Below are 17,231 nucleotides of genomic sequence, written 5' to 3' on the forward strand. Positions count from 1 at the left end.
TTACTTTTTTAATATGGCATTATACTGAGAAGGAGTATTTAAAACCGTTTTAGCTTTACTAATTTCAATGTCTTTTTGAGTATAAAACTCATATAAGCCTTCTTTATATTGGTAACGAGTAATAAGTTCTTCTTGCAATAATTTTACAAATTCCGTTTTATATTTCGAAACTTCTTGGTCTTGACTTTTTTCTAAGGCAATTTGCAGTTGTTTATACTCATTTACTATAGAATCATCTATTTTCTCTTTCTTAGCTTTTTCTAAAAGTGTTTTTAATGCTTTTCCTGTTTCAGAATCTAAGCTATATTTTTCTTGTTTTATAAACGTTTTGAAAGCATTAAAATCGGCATCAGAAATAGAAGGAATTCCTGTTTGATTTGGTGTTTTGTAGTATAGGGTAGTTGCAAAATCAAAGACAGCATCATTTTTTAATAATGCATCAGCAATAGTACTTGTTTTAGTTTCTTCAACAATAAGATCTGGTAAAACACCACCACCGTCATAAACGGCTCTTCCTCCTTTGGTCTTAAATGCGTTAAAATTGTTTTTATCAATCTTAACTGCTTTTCCATTTTTATCTTTATGAGCGTAATCTAGCGCTTGAATACATCTTCCAGAAGGCGTGTAATATCTTGAAATAGTAACTTTTACTTGAGTACCATAAGATAAATTTAAAGGTCTTTGTACTAATCCTTTTCCAAAACTTCTATTTCCTACAACAACTGCTCTATCTAAATCTTGCAACGCTCCAGAAACTATTTCAGAGGCAGAAGCACTTCTATCATTAATAATAACCGCTAATGGAATTTCAGTGTCAATTGGTTCATTTTTAGTTTTGTAAGTATTGTTGTGTTTTTCAGATTTTGATTTTGTGGTTACAATTATTTCATCTCTTGGAACAAATAAATTACAAATATTAACAGCTTCATGTAATAGACCACCTGGATTTCCTCTTAAATCTAAAATAATTTTTGTTGCTCCTTTTTGTTTTAAATCTAATAAAGCAGATTTTGTTTCACTACTCGATTTTTCTGTGAATTTTGAAAGTACTATATAACCTGTATTATCAGGTAATAATGAATAAAAAGGAACAGCTTTTACCTCAACTTCATCTAAAATAATACTTGTTGTTTCTTTTTTTCCTTGTCTTTCAAATGTAATATTTACTTTAGTGTTTTTTACACCTTGCAATAACTGAGAAGCATCTTCTTTATATTCTTTAAGATTTATGTCTCCTATTTGAGTTATTTCATCACCTGCTTTTAAACCTGCTTTATCTGCCGGAAAACCTTTGTAAATTTCTTTTAAAAACACACGACCTTCTTTTCTTTGCACCATAGCTCCAATTCCTGTGTATTCGCCTGTGTTATTTATCTTAAACTTTAAAACATCTTGTTCATTAAAGAAAACAGTATATGGATCAAGTTCTGCCAGCATATTTTTGATAGCAACATTCATTAATTCTCCAGGATTTGTTTCGTCTACATAGTTTTGATTTACCGTTTTAAAAGTTGCTGTGAAAATTTCAATTTGTTTTGCAATTTCAAAGAAATCATTTTTAAAACTTACAGCTAGAAATAGAAATCCTATACTAAAAAAGGTTAGAATGTATTTTTTATTAAAAAATCGTTTCATTATTACTTGTTTTTATTTTTAAGCTTTCTTCTGATTAGAAAGAACGCTACTACGAAAATAAGGATAAATGGCCAAATATGTAAGATTCCAAGGAAGAAACTTGATAATCCATTAAAGCCAGATGAAATAGCATTCCACATTTTACTTCCATAAGAAATGGTTGTTCCTGTTCCTGTTGGATTTTCGGTGTACATTTCAATAGAAATAGTACTCATTGCTACTTTGCTTTGTAGATATTTTAATCGTCCTTCTTTCGCTTCAATTTCTTCTCTAATTGATGCTAATTCTTTTTCAATTTCTAGTATTTCTGTAACCTTATTGGCTTTTTTAAGAATTTCTAAATAACGATTTTCTAATGTTCGTTTTGCTTTTAATCGTGCTTCAAGATCAACAAATTCTTCTGTTACATCTTGCGCGGAAATTTCTTTTTTGTCAAAATGTTTTACTCCTTTGCTTATTTCGTTTATAAAAGAATCGAAATAAGCATTTGGAAGACGAATAGTAATATGTCTATATGTTGATTCATAATCTTTTCCAGAATCATCATTTTGAACGTAAGCTTTGTGTGATTTTATCGCTTTTTGAATAGCAATAAAGCTGTTCTGTAAGTTTTGTGTTTCAAATCGTAGGTTACCATTTTTTATAATCTTTATATCAGATTTGTTTTTTTCAGTTTCATTTACATTATAAGAATAATTCTCAGAAATCATTGGCGCCATTTCGGCAGCTTCAACAGTTTCAGTTTTATAATCTACATGAGCAGATTCTTTATTGCAAGATAAAAGGAGTGTAAGTAGAAATAAGGAAGAAATAACTGTTTTCATAAGTAGTTCTTTAAGATTAAAAAAATAGATTTACAATATAAAGAATCACAAAAACTCAGCCAAAAATTATTTTTTTATTTCTAAGATAAATTTTTCAAATAATAAAATCGTTTTTTCATGAATTTCATGATAAGTAAGACGTTCTTTTGTTTGATAAAAAAACATAATTGCGTATGGCTTCTCTATGTTTTCCAATATCATATTTTTATTTAAACGATAGCATTCACGAAGTAATCGTTTAAAATAATTTCTATCAACTGCTTTTTTAAAATATTTTTTAGAAACAGAAACGCCAAACTTTAATTGCTCTGCTTCTGTTGGGTTTTCAACAAAAACTAAGCGTAATGGATATTTTGAAACTGATTTGCCTTCAGAAAAAAGCAAGTCAATTGTGTTTTTACTTTTTAGCTTCTCGTTTTTAGGATAGTTGAAATTCATAATTTTTTTAGAAGCTGTAAAGATATATAAAATCGTAAAGAATTTGTTTTGTTATCTAAAAAAGAAGAATCTAGATGGAATTGTATTAAAAAAAGCTCATCATTGATGAGCTTTTTTGTTTTAGTAAGGTGATCTAAAGTTGTAAAATATTATTCTACAATTAGTTTGTATTTAGGAGTATTGTTTAACGGACAAAAGTATACGTATTCTCCTTTTTCTAGTGTAACAGGAACTTTTGAAGAAGCTGTTTCACCATCTTTAATAGTTTTAGTTAGCATAGCATCAGCAATAAAATCAGATTCTTGAATATCTTCTTTGTTTGGAGCTAAAACAAAAGCTACTTCATGGTCAATACCATTGTTTGTTACTTCAAAAGAGTAAGTACCTGGTTTTAGGTTTAATTCTGTAGTAGTAAAAGCGCCTTCTACTTCTTCAAGTTTAATTATTTCAGTTACTGGAGTTTCATCCATTACTACTTCTTCAACGGCTGGAGTTTCTTCAACAACCACTTCTTCAACTTGTTTTTTCTCGTTACAAGAAGCAAAAAGCATTACTGTGAAAACACTCATTGCTAAAATACATTTTTTCATTTTTCTATTTTGATTAAATTATTATTGCAAATGTATAGTAAGGCTAATTTTTGAAATGTTGGCTAGATTACATAAGTGTGTTTTTTAATTATTCTTTTACTTTACTCAATAATTTATAATTTATTTGATTCGTTTAGGTTTATTATGGGTTTATTGTTGTTGTTGAGCATGGTTTTTTATAATTCCTTTGGCAAGATAATACGAAATAGTACCTAAACTTACACAAAAACTTATCATTCCCCAGTGGTTAACAAACCATCTTCCTGCTTCGGTTTTGTTTAGAAAAGAAAAGCTACCCGAAAGTAGCTTATAAGGATTAATCTTCAATATCTAAATACCAATGATGTGTTTGAATACATAGAACTTCACCAGTTTTAGCATCCAGATATATTAAATTACCTGTTTCTTCTAATACTCCTGGCATTGTATAGTGATAAACATATACATCTAAGATTTCTCCCTTTCTTTTACCATGAAGAATTTCATCATTTTCATAAAAACTTACAGGAGCATGATTTAATCTAACGTATTCTAGTTTTCTATTTTTAATAAAACTTTCAGCAATTTCTTTAGCTTTTTCTTTTGTTATCATTTTTTTTATTTTATGTAAAACAATTTTTTAATATCAACTTCTTTTCTCACTTCAGGTATTTTGTTAATGTCAAAATCAAAAGAGATAGGATTAATTCCTCTTATATCATAAATATCTTTATTCAAATAGTTTAAAGCACTTTTTAACTCTTCTCGAGTTAAAAAATTCTTGAATTCAATTAGTTTGTCAAAGACTTGCTGTTCTTTTATTAATTCTCCTGGCGTGCCATAACCTCCTAAACTATGATATTTTTTTAGCCCTAATTTTCTAGAGTGTTTAAAGTGTATAAATTCATGTATAAATTCATAAATGGTTACACCTTCTCTAACGCAAAATTTCGCATTTTTACTTGTATAAACGAATGCTGCTTGAGTTGTTTCTGTCATCATCAAGTTTTTTCCATTAGATCCAATAAAATCTTTTATTTCAAAAGCACCTTTTTCTGGAAATATTTCAAAATCTACTCTAGATTTTTTTAAATAATTTACTAAATCATTTAAAGCTGTTTTTGTTAGCCTTTGCCCTAGTCTTCTTCCTCTTCCACTTACATTTGCTAAATAATCTATCTCTACAACCCTCTTACTCTCCTCAACCAACTCATCAATTTGTTTAGCTAGCTCAGGTTCATTTTTCAGTTGTTGTTTTAGTTGTGAGTTGTATTTTAAAACTCCTTTGGCAAGATAATATGAAATAGTACCTAAACTTACACAAAAACTTATCATTCCCCAGTGGTTAACAAACCATCTTCCTGCTTCGGTTTTGTTAAGACGATTGCGTAAATTAGGACTTAAAAGAGCTAAATTTATAGTACTTATGGTAATATCCAAAACAGCAAATAATCTTGCCGCTCCTTTAATTCCTGCAACAAGCGCACCTCCACTAATAATTACACTTATAACATCTATAACTGCAAGAGCTGCATCGGTTACATCGCTCCATTCACTTTTATCTCCTAAAAATTTGCCATACAAAGCAATAGAAGGAATTTTTTCAATTTCTTGATAGTTTTCATCATATTGACTAATATAGATTATGTCTAGTGGATGAAACTGATTGCTTTGATTCTTCGGGTTATTAATTTCAATATCTTCTGCAAACAAATTTATAAAATTTAATCCATTGAACTTTATTGTTGGCAACTGTAATTCGTTTCTTAATTCTACTTTTCTTTTTTCATCACCATATAAAATGTTGGTTTCAATATGGGTACTATTACTTAATGTAAATTTCCTTGTTTTTTCAATATTTTGTTTGCCATATATAAAAGTAATTGCTGTTAAATAATTGCAAAATTGTTTTACTAAATTATCATTGTCAAAACCTTTTAAAAGCGCAATTAACTTCTGTGGATTGTTATAGAAATAGTCATATACTTTTTGACTGTCTATTTTTTGTAAAACAGAAGATATAGCAGCAGTAAAATCATAAATAGGACTAGTAATATCTCTAAAGTTAAGCTTAAAAATATTGTCAATTGTTTGGTTAAAATTTAATTGTTTTGCAACAAAATAAGGTATGTTTTGATACAACCAATCTAAATCTCTAAAATCATAACCATCAAATTGTTTTTGAGGTTTTTTATTTGCTTTAAGATTAATATTGTTTATAGCATTTATGAAGGTTTTTGCAATTTCATTTTTAAAATTATCATTTGGGTATTTTCTACCAATAATTTCAAGAAAAGCGTAAAAATCTTCATAATTAGAAGAGCTAACTGTAAAAGCAATGTTATCAATATTGTTTTTTTCATAAACCAATGCTTTTCCGACATAGTAAAAGTGAATTTTATAATTAATAATTCTTCTTTTATAATCAAATTCAAATTCTAATCCGCCAGTTGCATCACCATCATAATCTTTTCCAATATTTACTATTGCAAGATCTTCCTTATACAATTTCCCTTTTAGGTGTAATACTCTATCTCCAGTGAACGATTGTTTTACTAATGGAATTTCTGCATCATAAGATTCTTTACTTTTATAACTCGAAGGAATACCTGCTATTCGGTCATATTTCGCTTCTTCTCCAAAAGAAACAACATTGGAAACAATTCGACTTTCCTTTCCTATAAAATCTTTGTAATCGAATGATGCATCTACTCCTTTTTTGATAAATTCTGAAAGTTTTACAAAATCAATATATTCATTAATATATTCAGGTTTATAAAACAAACTTCTTTTCCCAAAAGGAGATTCCATAGCTATTTCATTAGAAATTTCTCTAATGCTTTTAGTGGTTCTAATTCTTTCAAAAGGGTCATTCCCTATAAATCCATTGTTAATTTGATTAAGATTTATAGGTTTATTATTGTTGTTGAGCAAATCAATAAAAGATTTATTGTGCTCATTGAGTTCATTTAAATTTATCATTTGTGTGTAATTTTTTTATTTTGCGTGTAATTTATAAATGAAGCTCAATGTGCACCTTGAACTTTTTTATTTTACTTATATTTTACTAATTTTTTAGCAACTTCATTTAGAGTTTTTCTGTTTTGATCTATAAAATATAACCCTGCTTGTATGAGTTCAAAGATGTTTTTCTTTGATGTATCATCCATTTCAGGTGAAGCATTTCTTAATTGTGGCATTAAACGATAATAGTTCTTTTGGTTTCTTGGTCCTAATGTTTCATACATTTTAGTAAGATGATAATTTACGGTTTCAGCATTAGCCGAAAGTAGAATGTCAATTAGAGGAGAAATCCATTTTATTTTTCCTGCATTTACAAATTTTTCAAAAGTGTAAGGCTTTAATACTTCTCCTGTTCCTATTGAGACAATAACCATATCATTAATATCAGGATAATCTCGTTTGTTAGGATCTTTTAAGACTTTTGAAAAAGGTATTTTTCTAGCTTCTGCATAAGCACATAAAGCAGGATTATTTGCATATACACCACCATCTATTAATGTAAACTCTTGATCATAGAGCGATTTTATTTTGGCAGGTTCAAAATAGGTTGGCGCTGCACTCGTGGCTCTACAAACATCTTTTACATAAAAATTTTCTAATTGCGAATTTGCTTCGTGACTACAAAAAAATTTCGCTTTTCTTTGATTGATGTCGTAAGATGTTATTAAACAGGGTTTTATTAATTCTCTCAATTCTAGGTTTCCGAATACTTCATATAATTGTCTTTCAAGATTTCTTTGTGAAATTTTTTCATTAAAAAGACCAAATGGATTTATAATTTCTTCCCAAAATGACACATTAAAAATTGAGTCTCCTTTTTTTGCATATAAATCTAAAGCCGCTTCAATTGAAAATTTTGCGTTTTTAGAATTATCAGGGAATAATAGGATTGCAGATAATAAACCACCAGTGCTGCTTCCCGCAACCAAATCAAAATAGTCGCCAATTTTAGCATTTGGGTTATCAATTTTTTGTAGTTGTTCTTGAATATATCGTAAAACAACACAAGTTATAATACCTCGTATTCCACCACCATCTAGACTTAATATTCTAATTTTTTTTGCCATACATTTTATTTTAAAACAGTTGTGATGACAACATCAAAAATGGTTTTTATAATGTTGTTTTTAATATTGTTTAATCGAATTTTAGATAGTCCAGCTGTTTGTAGTGCTTTTAAGGCAATAATATCTTGCTGACTTTTTAGTAACCATTGAAATTCTTCTTTTGTTATAGCTCCTTCAATTAATAATAATAACCAGCGTTCTATTTTTTCTTTCGATTTTTTAAGAAAATCGTCAATATCTTTTTTAATTTCTGGTTTTAATTCTTTGTATTTATTTTCTAAGAGAGTTAAAAGGCTTGCTTTTAGGTCGCTCATTACTTTTTCGATATCCATGATTTATATTGTTTTTATTTGTTGTTTGTAAGTTTTATTGTGATATAATTTCTAATAGATTGTCTTTTGATGTTTTATCTTTTTTAATTTCATATTGAATGAGAAGGTCAAAAGCTTCTTCAATTTGTTTTTTTGATTCATTAATAAAAGTAGGAGAGAGGTTTTGTTTTTCTTCCCAAAGTTTAAAAAAGCCACTAATAAGATGCTTTTCTTTATTAGTTAAAACTTGCCACATTGCAAAAGTAATTTCGTTGTTTGGCTTGTTTTTTTCGTATTCTTTAAGCTTTTCTATGTTGAGTTTTAATTTTTCAACAGCTTCTTTTTGTTGTTCAAAAGGATATATTGCATTATCCATAATTGATAATGTTTCTACTTTAAATTCAGTTGTTTTTTGATAGGAATATTGATCGAAAATGGCTGTTTTTAATGATTGACAGCTTGTTAAAACAATTAATAGAAGTAGAACAGATCTTATTTTTAGTGTTTTCATGGTTTGTGTTTATTTGTTGTTTGTTTTATAAAATTACATAATCATTTTTATCTTTCTTAAGTTTAGATAATTTTCTCCAATTATTATATCCAATTTTCTCAAAATGAGGTAAGTCTTTGAATGTTTTCCAATTTCCTCCCCAATCCCAATTGTATTTTGCGAAAATTTTCACACATTCAAACCAATCGGCCACCTTATCTCCATCCCAGTCTTTCATAGTATCCCAAGATGCTTTTTTACCATCTATAATAAGGCATATGTCTACTGCAAATCCGTAATTGTGAATAGATTGTCCTCCTTTTGCATTTGTTACTTTTTTTCCTGAAATAGTGCGCCCTTTGGCATATAATTCGTTTTGTTCTTCAATAGTACGAAACCCTTGTGTGATTCGTATTTTTGCTCTTTCAGAGAGTGCAATGTTGCATTCTTCAACAATCTTTTCTACTTCATCTCTAACTAATGGATGAAGTTTCTGAATTCTTTTTTTAGTGTATTTGTCCATAAAACAGTATTTTTAAATTAAAAAACAAATATAAAGAAAATAATCTTAATTTACAAATAACACAAAGAAAATAATCTAAGTATTTTTATTTTATATCTTGATTAAAATGAATAGTTAAGCAGTTTTTTGAATTTTTTTGATTTATATTTACAATAAAAATATTCTATGTCTGAAAATATTCCACAAGCCAAAACAATTGATGAAGTTCTTTCAATTTTGAATGTAATTATTGATGAATCTATAGAGGATAAATCTACTTTGGGTTACTTTGCTGTTTTGTATTACAAGGTTACTGAAAAAGTAAAAGAAGGAATAGTGGAGGGAATGTTTCAAAATGGACCACGAATGGAACAACTTGATGTGATTTTTGCTAATCGATATATTAAAGCGTATTATGAATATAAAATGAGTTTGCTACCGTCTTCTTGTTGGGAAGTTGCTTTTAAATATGCCAATGATTATTGGATAGTAGTATTACAACATTTATTATTAGGGATGAATGCTCACATTAATTTAGATTTAAGTATTGCAGCAGCACAAGTTGCACCTGGAGATGAAATACATGACTTGCATGCCGATTTTAATATGATTAATCACATACTATCTGGGTTAGTGGGTAATGTAGAAACTGCTATGTCAGATGTTTGGCCTTTTTTAAAATGGGTATTAAAGAAAACCAGAAATGTAGATACTTTTCTAATTGATTTTAGTATGCAAGAAGCTAGAAACGGTGCTTGGAAATTTGCAGTTGAATTGGCACCATTAAATTCAACACAACTGGAACAACAAATACAACTTAGAGATAAAAAAATAACAAAAATTGCAGATTTAATTACTAATCCTGGATATATTCCTTCTTTGATTTTTAAAATCCTCCGTTTGTTTGAAAGAGGAAGTGTGGTGGCAAAAATTGATAAATTGAGAAGTGTGATTTAAATTGGTTATATGTATTATAAGTTTAATGTTATCAATATTTAACGCTTTTCTTTACATCATCAGTATGTTCTAGAACTTCTTGGGCACTTTTGYGTAAACCTCCTTTTATGGCAACGGTTAATTCTCCACTCAAAGATAAGATTTGGATGTCAAATTTAAAGCATAAAAAAACCACCTTCGGGTGGTTTGAGAAAAGATACTACAATCTAATATAACTCCCATCTGGAAGTCTATATCYGTGAGGAGTGGTATAATAAAGAATTTCAAAAGTTTTTGCATCTACATAATAACTACAATAAAAACCCTCTATTAATGATATTAGCTCGCCTTTATCGTGTACTTTACKTTAGTGTCCAAGGTTTTGAATCTCACTACATATGTTTCACGCATTGATCCATCTAAATCTTCTTCAACTTCTTTATCCCAACATTTAATTCCTATATCTAGATCATATTCTTTTTAACTTTTTCTATTATTTCTTCCTTTGTCATTATTTTGTAATTTTAATTTTTAAAYATAAAAAAGCTACTCGAAAGTAGCTTATTATTACATGACTTTACATCATTTTAAAATTGTATTAAAATRATCCTAAACTTTTATCCCAATAATCTTTATTTATAGTTAATTTAAATTTAGAGGATGATAGTTCAATCTTTTTAATAGGAGAATTTAAAACCTCATAAATTGTTTCATCTCCTGTTTGTTTATTATAAGTCAATCYATCTAATTCTTTTTCAATTGCGCTGGCTATTACTAAAACATTTTCAGGATTTTTAAAAATAAATTCTGTATACTCTAAATACAATAAGCYTGATTTTTCATCCATTATTTGTTTAAAATATATAGAAGATATATCAGATCTACTATTCATTGCATCAGAAATAAAGAAATCCAGTTCATCATCTACATAATCAGGATCCTTAACTATATATTTGCTAGARTYTTTTAWTAAAAACAWWCYRAACCAATTATCMGTTAAAGGGTATTTTTTTGTATAAGTTCTAGTAARTAAYCTAAAAAYATTYYSTAATGAYTCWYCTKYAAYAAARTCTWTTSCYTTACTWATGTGTGGRTATAGYTTTTTCATATGTTSATCTTCATAATCCAAACCTATTTCTTYTCTATAGTAAAAGAAATCTAATTCAAAATCTATATTCATAATTTTCTTTTTTTAATTTATATAATGTAAATATTCTATTTTATCTTTAATTAAATTATATCTTTCATCAAATTCATCTTGTCGAGAACCACCTTTTTCAGCATAATCCAGATTTATTTTTTATACTAAAGACACTACCGTCTGGTGTAACGGCTCTTATTTCATGTAAATTTCCTTGTAAGAATGTTTTTATATCTGAAATACTTAATCCACTTCCTCCAGGGTGATTATGTGTTACCACAGCTTTACGCATTTTCATTATCAGTCTTTGTGGGAATTTAATCTTATCTGGCAAATTTGATGTCCAAAAATCGGCTAATTTTGTTTCTGGATTGTATATCATTGCATTTTCTAAACTTGAGTTAGAGTGAATTATTTCAAAATCTTTTATTTTTTGAGATGCATTATCTGTTAGTTTACTAACTTTAGTAGCATATTTCGAACTATTATATGCAGTGCCATGGTCATTCAACTTATATAAATGCTCAATTACTCATCTATCTGCTTAGCTTCATCTGCATTTTTTGCGGTTTTCTTTACATCATCACTATGTTCTAGAACTTCTTTGGCACTTTTGCGTAAACCTCCTTTTATGGCAGCCGTTAACTCACCTCCCAAAGATAATAATTACAATTACTATTTAGTAAGCATAAAAAAACCACCCTAAGGTGGTTTTGAAATTAGTCTTCTATATCTAAATAACCATGTGGTGTAATAATATATAATGGTTCACCATTTTCAGCATCAATATCTATAAACATACTTTTTTCTTCAATTCCCCATATTTCCCCATATGAAATTGAAAAATGATCTTTTTTTATACCCTTATACTTTCCATATGGAAAAGGGTACACCATATCGTCTTTAGAAATAAATCTTATCTTATCTACATTATCTATACTTGTATAATCTATATCACTATTCTTCAATACTTGTATTGCTATTTTTAAGACATCATCTTTGGTTATCATTTTATTTAATTTTAAAAATTTCACTTATTTTAATTTCTTTTCTTACTTCAGGTATTTTTGATAAATCAAAATCTACATCAACAGGTTCTTTTCCGAATTTATTTCTAACTTTATTATTAATGTAATAAAGAGCATGGTCAATTTCACTCTTTGTTAGATATTGTTTATTTTTCATTAAAATGTCAAAAACCCATTGTTCCTTTATCAATTCTCCTAAGCTATCTCTACCGCCTAACTTATAAAATTCTTCTAATCCAATTTCTTTTGAGTGTCTAAAATGCATAAACTCATGGAAAAATTCATAAACTGTAGCTTCTTCACGCAAAATAATTTTCATTTTCTTTCCATCAGTTATAAAAATTGCAGCAGCTCCTTTTGGCATTAATGCAGGTTGTCCAGAAGCAGTAAAAAAACCTTCTATCTTTTTAACTTGATTTAAAGGATGAAATTCTAACTCAACTTTGTTAGATTTTAAAAATTTTCTAATCTCTTCAAAATCAGCCTTTGATAGTTTTTGTCCAAATTGCCTTCCTCTTCCAGCTACTTTAGAAAGTTTAGAAATATCTGCAACATCTTCCAAATGCTTAAAGAAATCATCAATCTCATCATTGGTTAGTTTTCTTTTTAAGTTATTTTCTTCTATAACGAGATTGTCTAACTTTTTCTTTAAATCATCAGTATGTTCTAGAACTTCTTTGGCACTTTTATGTAAACCTCCTTTTATGGCTGCTGTTATTTCTCCTCCCAAAGATAATAATTACAATTACTATTTAGTAAGCATAAAAAAACCACCCGAAGGTGGCTTTGAAATTAATTTTCTTTTCTATAATAATTTCCCTCTTGGTCTTTTTCAATTTCTGACGTAGTGTATTTGCCTTGAATGTATAGCGGTTCACCAGTCTCATCTGAAATCACTAAAAAATCTACACTATCAAATAAAGACTTAATTATAGCTACCCAACAAGGATGATTTTTGCCAGTATTTTCTCCCCTAATTAATTCTTTATTACCATTATAAACTACTTGTTCAATATCGGATTCTTTATATAAATCTTTAAAAATTTCTTTAAGTGTTTTTTTGGTTATTTCTAAAATTTGTTTTTCTGTATGTTTCATTATATTTTAATTTTTAATGGGTCTAATCCATATTCTCTAACTCTTATCTTGTTAATGTAATTTAAAGCGTCTTGTAATTCTGGTTTTGTCCATTTGCTTTTATTAGCAAAAATTTCTTTCCAGACATAAGTCTCTTTTTCTAATTTTGATAATAATAAATAAGCTTCTCCTAATTCTTCATAGTGTTTCAAATGAGCTAGCTCATGAAATTGAACTATTTCTGTTGCGTTTTTACTTAAATAAAATTGTTTAGTATGTGCGTTAAAACCTCCAGGAAATCCTTTTGCTCTCATTGCATAAAATAATTCATCTATATTTTTAAACTCATCAATAGGCTTGAATAATTTTGTAATACTTTTTATGTCTCCTTCAACTATTAAATGTATACCTTTTTGTTTTAAAGTTCCTCTTAATTGTCTAATCTGAGATGTTGTTAATATTTTACCTCCTATAATTACCAATTTTTCTAGAAGCCATAAAATCAACCTCTGCAACATCTTCCAAATGTTTAAAAAAATCATCAATCTCATCATTGGTTAGTTTTCTTTTTAAGTTATTTTCTTCTATAACGAGATTGTCTAACTTTTTCTTTACATCATCAGTATGTTCTAGAACTTCTTGGGCACTTTTGCGTAAATCTCCTTTTATGGCAACGGTTAATTCTCCAGTCAAAGATAAGATTTGAAGGGCTAATTATAAAGCATAAAAAAACCACCCGAAGGTGGTTAAGAATTAAATCTCTGTTTTAAAATATTTACCGTTTTTATCTTTTTCTACATTAAAACAAACCATACTGAAATTCATATAATATAATGGTTCTCCTGTTTCATCGGATATATGCAAAAAACACAACTGGTCAGCGATTGCTTTAATACTTATTAGCCAAGAGGGTATTTCTTTTCCTTTCATTTTACCCGCAAAAACTATTTCGTCTTTTTGAAAAATTGCTTTGTTAACACAATTTTCAAAATAATATTTGCCATTTAAGTCTTTCATTATTTGATGGGCTTTTTCTTTAATTTGCTCTTCGGTATATTTCATATTTTATAATTTAATAGTTTTTGTCCTGCTTCTTTTCTATATAGATCAACATATTTTAAAGAGAATTCTAATTCTTGTTTAGTATATAGATGTTTTTGTTTCCAGATTTCTAAAAAAACATACGTTTCTCTTTCCCAAGAAGGTAAAGAATGATATTTTTCACCTATTTCTAAATAATGTTTTACGTGCATTTTTTCGTGAAATGACATTAATTCTGTTGGTTCTTTGGTTAAAAATAATTGCTTTGTTTTTGCGTGAAAAACTCCCAAACCACCTTCTTGTTTCATATATGAATAGAAATCTTGCAATGTGTCAAATTGAATTCCATCACTCATAAAAGGTTTAAACTTATTTAAGGTTTCTTTATTTGTTATTTTTCCAAATTTATTAAGTATAAGGTCTTCTTCAAAGAAAGTTTCTACACCATTTTGCTTTAACCAACCTTTATATTTTCTAATTTGTGAAGCTGTTAATTTTTTTCCTCCAAATTTTCCAATTTCTGCTGGTTTTGCCATTAAATCAAGATCTGCAACATCTTCCAAATGCTCAATAACCTCATCTATTTGCTTGGCTTCATCTGCGTTTTTTGCGGTTTTCTTTAAATCATCAGTATGTTCTAGAACTTCATTGGCACTTTTGCGTAAGCCTCCTTTTATGGCAGCTGTTATTTCTCCTCCCAAAGATAATAATTGATCGCAATTATTTATCAAACATAAAAAACCACCCGAAGGTGGTTAAAAATTTATATTTTGAGCATTATTTCTTTATTGGAAATGTTATTTTTATATCACACAAATTTTTTAAACCTATATTACATTTAGTAAATCATTTACTTTTAAATCTTTTTCAGCAGTTAAATCTGTTTTAAAAAAAACATTTATTTTGTTTAAATCTTGATTATTTATATATCCATCAACATCTAAAATATCCATCTTTAAAACGTTTCCGTCTACATTAATTTTTTTTCCTTTATAAAACTCTTTTAAATCAGAAACACTAAATTTTAAATCTAGATTTTCTATAATAACTCCAACATATATATATTGTTCTTTTTTGAATATTGTACTTGTTTTTAATTTTTTCAAATCCATAATTTTGCTATTAATTGTTCAAATGTTAAATTCTTATATTTTGATTCTGATATTATGTCTTTATGATTTTTAAATCGTTCAATTGCATCCTGCATTAAATCATAACGTTCTATTTCCGATAAATCTTGTCCATATTTACTTGACCTTACACTAGCCTGAATTTCTTCTAATAAATTATTCATTTCAATAGATAGCTCAGGGAAATTTACTGTTTTATTAAATAATGAAGCTCTTCTATGACCTTCTAGCTCGTGAGCTATAGCTGCTTTCCAACTCAATCTTGAATTTGCGGTATCTAATTGACCGGGCATTATATCTGTATTAATATATGTTATATCAAAACTTGCCATATAACCAGTGTCATTAGTTGATTCAGCTGCAGCAAATTGAATTTTTTCTTCTATATTTTCGGATTCATCAAAGTATTTTTTAGAATATTCCAAAATCTCTTCTTTCTGTTTTGTACTTAATACTTTAGAACCTCTCAATCCTCCATCTACAATTTTTCTTCGCTCAGCAACCTCCTCCAAATGCTTAAAGAAATCATCAATCTCATCATTGGTTAGTTTTCTTTTTAAGTTATTTTCTTCTATAACCAGATTGTCTAACTTTTTTTGTAACTCATCAGTATGTTCTAGAACTTCTTGGGCACTTTTACGTAAACTTCCTTTTATGGCTGCTGTTATTTCTCCAGTCAAAGATAAGATTTGAGGGGATATTTTTTAAGCATAAAAAAACCACCCGGAGGTGGTTTAGTTAATATTTATATTTATAGATTAAATCATTTATTTTTAGAAGAAAACTTTTAGAAGTTAACTCAACACTATCAATAGGGCTGTTTTCAACTTTAAAAATTATTTTGTTTCCTTCAATAGTTTTTGAAAACTGTTTACCTTCTAATGTGTTTTCTACCATATTGGTAAAATTATGTGAATCAACAAATTCAAAAAATCGTTCCACTGGTATTTCTAAACCATCTTTATCTTTTATAGTATCTATAAATTTTTCAATATCTGTTCTTGCAAGATCTTTCTTTAATTGTATTACTTGATTATCTTTATAAATGGCATTACCTGCCGATTTAATATCTTTAGAAAGTGTAAAGATGTCTCTTGGGGAATCATCTTTATAAGCAATAATCAATAATTGTAACATCTTTTCTAATGACCCTGTTTTATTGAAATCTCTATATTTTATTTTAGCATCTCTCCATTTTTCATCAAATGGATTTGGAGCATCTAAAATTTTCTCGTTAACATCTTCCCATAAAAAACCAATATTTATTCCTTCAAAAATCATAATTGTTTATTTTAAAATTAATTTACATAATGTACATACTCTACTAGGTCTTTAATATCTTCCCATATTACCCTAAACACATAAGCATCTAAAAACTCTTCGGCATTTGGAAATGCAGCTTTTGCAAATTTTTCTTGCTTTTCTATTTTATCAATTAATTCTTTGCCTAATCGGTCAGTAATTCCTTTATTTTTCATACTGTAAACAGTCCCTTTAGGTGTTACAGCTCTCACTTCTGATAATCTTGTTCCGATAAACATTTTAATATCAGCCAAACTAAGACCAGAGCCATTAGGATGATTATGTGTAATAATAGATCTTACAAATTTTTCATCTGAGATATGCCCCCAATTTATACTGCTCTCTTTTTTTTGCGTGACTTTTTTAATTTCTATTTTCTTGGCATTGTTTAGCAACATACCCTCTTCATATTTTAACTTCTGAATACTTGATTCGTAGTTTTTTATTTTTGAAGAAACTTCATCCAAGTTTTTAAGTACTTTTTTTGCAAATCTTGAACTGTAATCAGATGTTTCTTCTGCCACTTTATATAAATGCTCAATTACCTCATCTATTTGCTTGGCTTCATCAGCATTTTTAGCAGTTTTCTTTAAATCATCACTATGTTCTAGAACTTCATTGGCACTTTTACGTAAACCTCCTTTTATGGCAGCTGTTATTTCTCCTCCCAAAGATAATAATTACAATTACTATTTAGTAAGCATAAAAAAACCACC

The 17,231-nt window shown here is 28.1% G+C and carries 25 protein-coding genes; 1 reads left to right on the forward strand and 24 read right to left on the reverse strand.

Annotated elements, in window-relative coordinates; genetic code table 11:
• From SY27_RS11575 to SY27_RS11620, 10 genes are all read right to left on the reverse strand, one after another.
• Positions 1 to 1,635 carry a S41 family peptidase gene (locus SY27_RS11575; RefSeq protein ID WP_045970453.1) on the reverse strand — a complete coding sequence of 545 codons (1,635 nt, stop codon included), beginning with the start codon at positions 1,633 to 1,635 and terminating at the stop codon, positions 1 to 3.
• A gap of 2 nt (positions 1,636 to 1,637) precedes the next feature.
• Positions 1,638 to 2,459, reverse strand: coding sequence for a DUF4349 domain-containing protein (locus tag SY27_RS11580; RefSeq protein ID WP_045970455.1), 822 nt, complete (start codon positions 2,457 to 2,459; stop codon positions 1,638 to 1,640).
• Between the two features lie 66 nt (positions 2,460 to 2,525).
• Positions 2,526 to 2,897, reverse strand: coding sequence for a ribonuclease P protein component (gene rnpA / locus SY27_RS11585; protein ID WP_045970457.1), 372 nt, complete (start codon positions 2,895 to 2,897; stop codon positions 2,526 to 2,528).
• 149 nt (positions 2,898 to 3,046) lie between these two features.
• Complete coding sequence (locus SY27_RS11590) at positions 3,047 to 3,487, reverse strand: plastocyanin/azurin family copper-binding protein (RefSeq protein WP_052705306.1); 441 nt, start codon at positions 3,485 to 3,487, stop codon at positions 3,047 to 3,049.
• Positions 3,488 to 3,803: 316 nt separating this feature from the next.
• On the reverse strand, positions 3,804 to 4,079 hold the full coding sequence (locus SY27_RS11595) for a PepSY domain-containing protein (protein ID WP_045970460.1): 276 nt from the start codon (positions 4,077 to 4,079) through the stop codon (positions 3,804 to 3,806).
• Positions 4,080 to 4,084: 5 nt separating this feature from the next.
• Positions 4,085 to 6,448: a hypothetical protein gene (locus SY27_RS11600; RefSeq protein ID WP_045970461.1), complete on the reverse strand. Its 2,364-nt coding sequence runs from the start codon at positions 6,446 to 6,448 to the stop codon at positions 4,085 to 4,087.
• Between the two features lie 71 nt (positions 6,449 to 6,519).
• Positions 6,520 to 7,557 carry a patatin-like phospholipase family protein gene (locus SY27_RS11605; protein WP_045970463.1) on the reverse strand — a complete coding sequence of 346 codons (1,038 nt, stop codon included), beginning with the start codon at positions 7,555 to 7,557 and terminating at the stop codon, positions 6,520 to 6,522.
• 5 nt (positions 7,558 to 7,562) lie between these two features.
• A complete protein-coding gene (locus SY27_RS11610) occupies positions 7,563 to 7,889 on the reverse strand; it encodes a hypothetical protein (protein WP_045970465.1) in 327 nt (108 codons plus the stop codon).
• Positions 7,890 to 7,923: 34 nt separating this feature from the next.
• Entirely contained in the window at positions 7,924 to 8,379 is a 456-nt protein-coding gene (locus tag SY27_RS11615; RefSeq protein WP_045970467.1) for a hypothetical protein, read from the reverse strand.
• A gap of 25 nt (positions 8,380 to 8,404) precedes the next feature.
• Positions 8,405 to 8,881, reverse strand: a complete 477-nt coding sequence (locus SY27_RS11620; RefSeq protein ID WP_045970469.1) for a M15 family metallopeptidase — start codon at positions 8,879 to 8,881, stop codon at positions 8,405 to 8,407.
• A gap of 165 nt (positions 8,882 to 9,046) precedes the next feature.
• On the opposite strand from SY27_RS11620, the gene SY27_RS11625 reads away from it, so the two are divergent.
• The gene (locus SY27_RS11625) at positions 9,047 to 9,817 is read left to right on the forward strand and encodes a DUF5995 family protein (RefSeq protein WP_045970471.1); all 771 of its coding nucleotides are present in this window, start codon (positions 9,047 to 9,049) and stop codon (positions 9,815 to 9,817) included.
• A 577-nt stretch (positions 9,818 to 10,394) separates the two neighbouring features.
• On the opposite strand, the gene SY27_RS18695 is transcribed toward SY27_RS11625, so the two are convergent.
• From SY27_RS18695 to SY27_RS11690, 14 genes are all read right to left on the reverse strand, one after another.
• A complete protein-coding gene (locus tag SY27_RS18695) occupies positions 10,395 to 10,643 on the reverse strand; it encodes a hypothetical protein (protein WP_152640755.1) in 249 nt (82 codons plus the stop codon).
• Positions 10,644 to 11,073: 430 nt separating this feature from the next.
• Positions 11,074 to 11,448 carry a hypothetical protein gene (locus SY27_RS11635; RefSeq protein WP_045970475.1) on the reverse strand — a complete coding sequence of 125 codons (375 nt, stop codon included), beginning with the start codon at positions 11,446 to 11,448 and terminating at the stop codon, positions 11,074 to 11,076.
• A 17-nt stretch (positions 11,449 to 11,465) separates the two neighbouring features.
• Positions 11,466 to 11,594 carry a hypothetical protein gene (locus SY27_RS19195; RefSeq protein ID WP_255350301.1) on the reverse strand — a complete coding sequence of 43 codons (129 nt, stop codon included), beginning with the start codon at positions 11,592 to 11,594 and terminating at the stop codon, positions 11,466 to 11,468.
• A gap of 62 nt (positions 11,595 to 11,656) precedes the next feature.
• Positions 11,657 to 11,947, reverse strand: a complete 291-nt coding sequence (locus tag SY27_RS11640) for a hypothetical protein (protein ID WP_045971112.1) — start codon at positions 11,945 to 11,947, stop codon at positions 11,657 to 11,659.
• Position 11,948: 1 nt separating this feature from the next.
• Positions 11,949 to 12,695 (reverse strand): zincin-like metallopeptidase toxin domain-containing protein, encoded by a 747-nt coding sequence (locus tag SY27_RS11645; protein ID WP_045970477.1) that lies wholly within the window; start codon positions 12,693 to 12,695, stop codon positions 11,949 to 11,951.
• A gap of 62 nt (positions 12,696 to 12,757) precedes the next feature.
• A complete protein-coding gene (locus tag SY27_RS11650; RefSeq protein ID WP_045970479.1) occupies positions 12,758 to 13,063 on the reverse strand; it encodes a hypothetical protein in 306 nt (101 codons plus the stop codon).
• Positions 13,063 to 13,524 (reverse strand): zincin-like metallopeptidase toxin domain-containing protein, encoded by a 462-nt coding sequence (locus tag SY27_RS18540; RefSeq protein WP_161794152.1) that lies wholly within the window; start codon positions 13,522 to 13,524, stop codon positions 13,063 to 13,065. The genes SY27_RS11650 and SY27_RS18540 overlap by 1 nt, the downstream gene beginning before the upstream one ends.
• Entirely contained in the window at positions 13,505 to 13,735 is a 231-nt protein-coding gene (locus SY27_RS18885) for a hypothetical protein (protein WP_045970480.1), read from the reverse strand. The genes SY27_RS18540 and SY27_RS18885 overlap by 20 nt, the downstream gene beginning before the upstream one ends.
• A gap of 60 nt (positions 13,736 to 13,795) precedes the next feature.
• Entirely contained in the window at positions 13,796 to 14,104 is a 309-nt protein-coding gene (locus SY27_RS11665) for a hypothetical protein (protein WP_045970483.1), read from the reverse strand.
• Positions 14,101 to 14,784 (reverse strand): zincin-like metallopeptidase toxin domain-containing protein, encoded by a 684-nt coding sequence (locus SY27_RS11670; protein ID WP_045970485.1) that lies wholly within the window; start codon positions 14,782 to 14,784, stop codon positions 14,101 to 14,103. The genes SY27_RS11665 and SY27_RS11670 overlap by 4 nt, the downstream gene beginning before the upstream one ends.
• Positions 14,785 to 14,910: 126 nt before the next feature.
• Positions 14,911 to 15,195, reverse strand: a complete 285-nt coding sequence (locus SY27_RS11675; RefSeq protein ID WP_045970487.1) for a hypothetical protein — start codon at positions 15,193 to 15,195, stop codon at positions 14,911 to 14,913.
• Positions 15,186 to 15,893, reverse strand: a complete 708-nt coding sequence (locus tag SY27_RS11680) for a hypothetical protein (protein ID WP_045970489.1) — start codon at positions 15,891 to 15,893, stop codon at positions 15,186 to 15,188. Before SY27_RS11680 ends, SY27_RS11675 begins: the two co-directional genes overlap by 10 nt.
• 58 nt (positions 15,894 to 15,951) lie before the next feature.
• Positions 15,952 to 16,494 (reverse strand): hypothetical protein, encoded by a 543-nt coding sequence (locus SY27_RS11685; protein ID WP_045970492.1) that lies wholly within the window; start codon positions 16,492 to 16,494, stop codon positions 15,952 to 15,954.
• 17 nt (positions 16,495 to 16,511) lie between these two features.
• A complete protein-coding gene (locus SY27_RS11690) occupies positions 16,512 to 17,186 on the reverse strand; it encodes a hypothetical protein (protein ID WP_045970494.1) in 675 nt (224 codons plus the stop codon).
• Positions 17,187 to 17,231: the final 45 nt, after the last annotated feature.

This window comes from Flavobacterium sp. 316, assembly GCF_000967805.1.
Taxonomy (GTDB): Bacteria; Bacteroidota; Bacteroidia; order Flavobacteriales; family Flavobacteriaceae; genus Flavobacterium; species Flavobacterium sediminilitoris.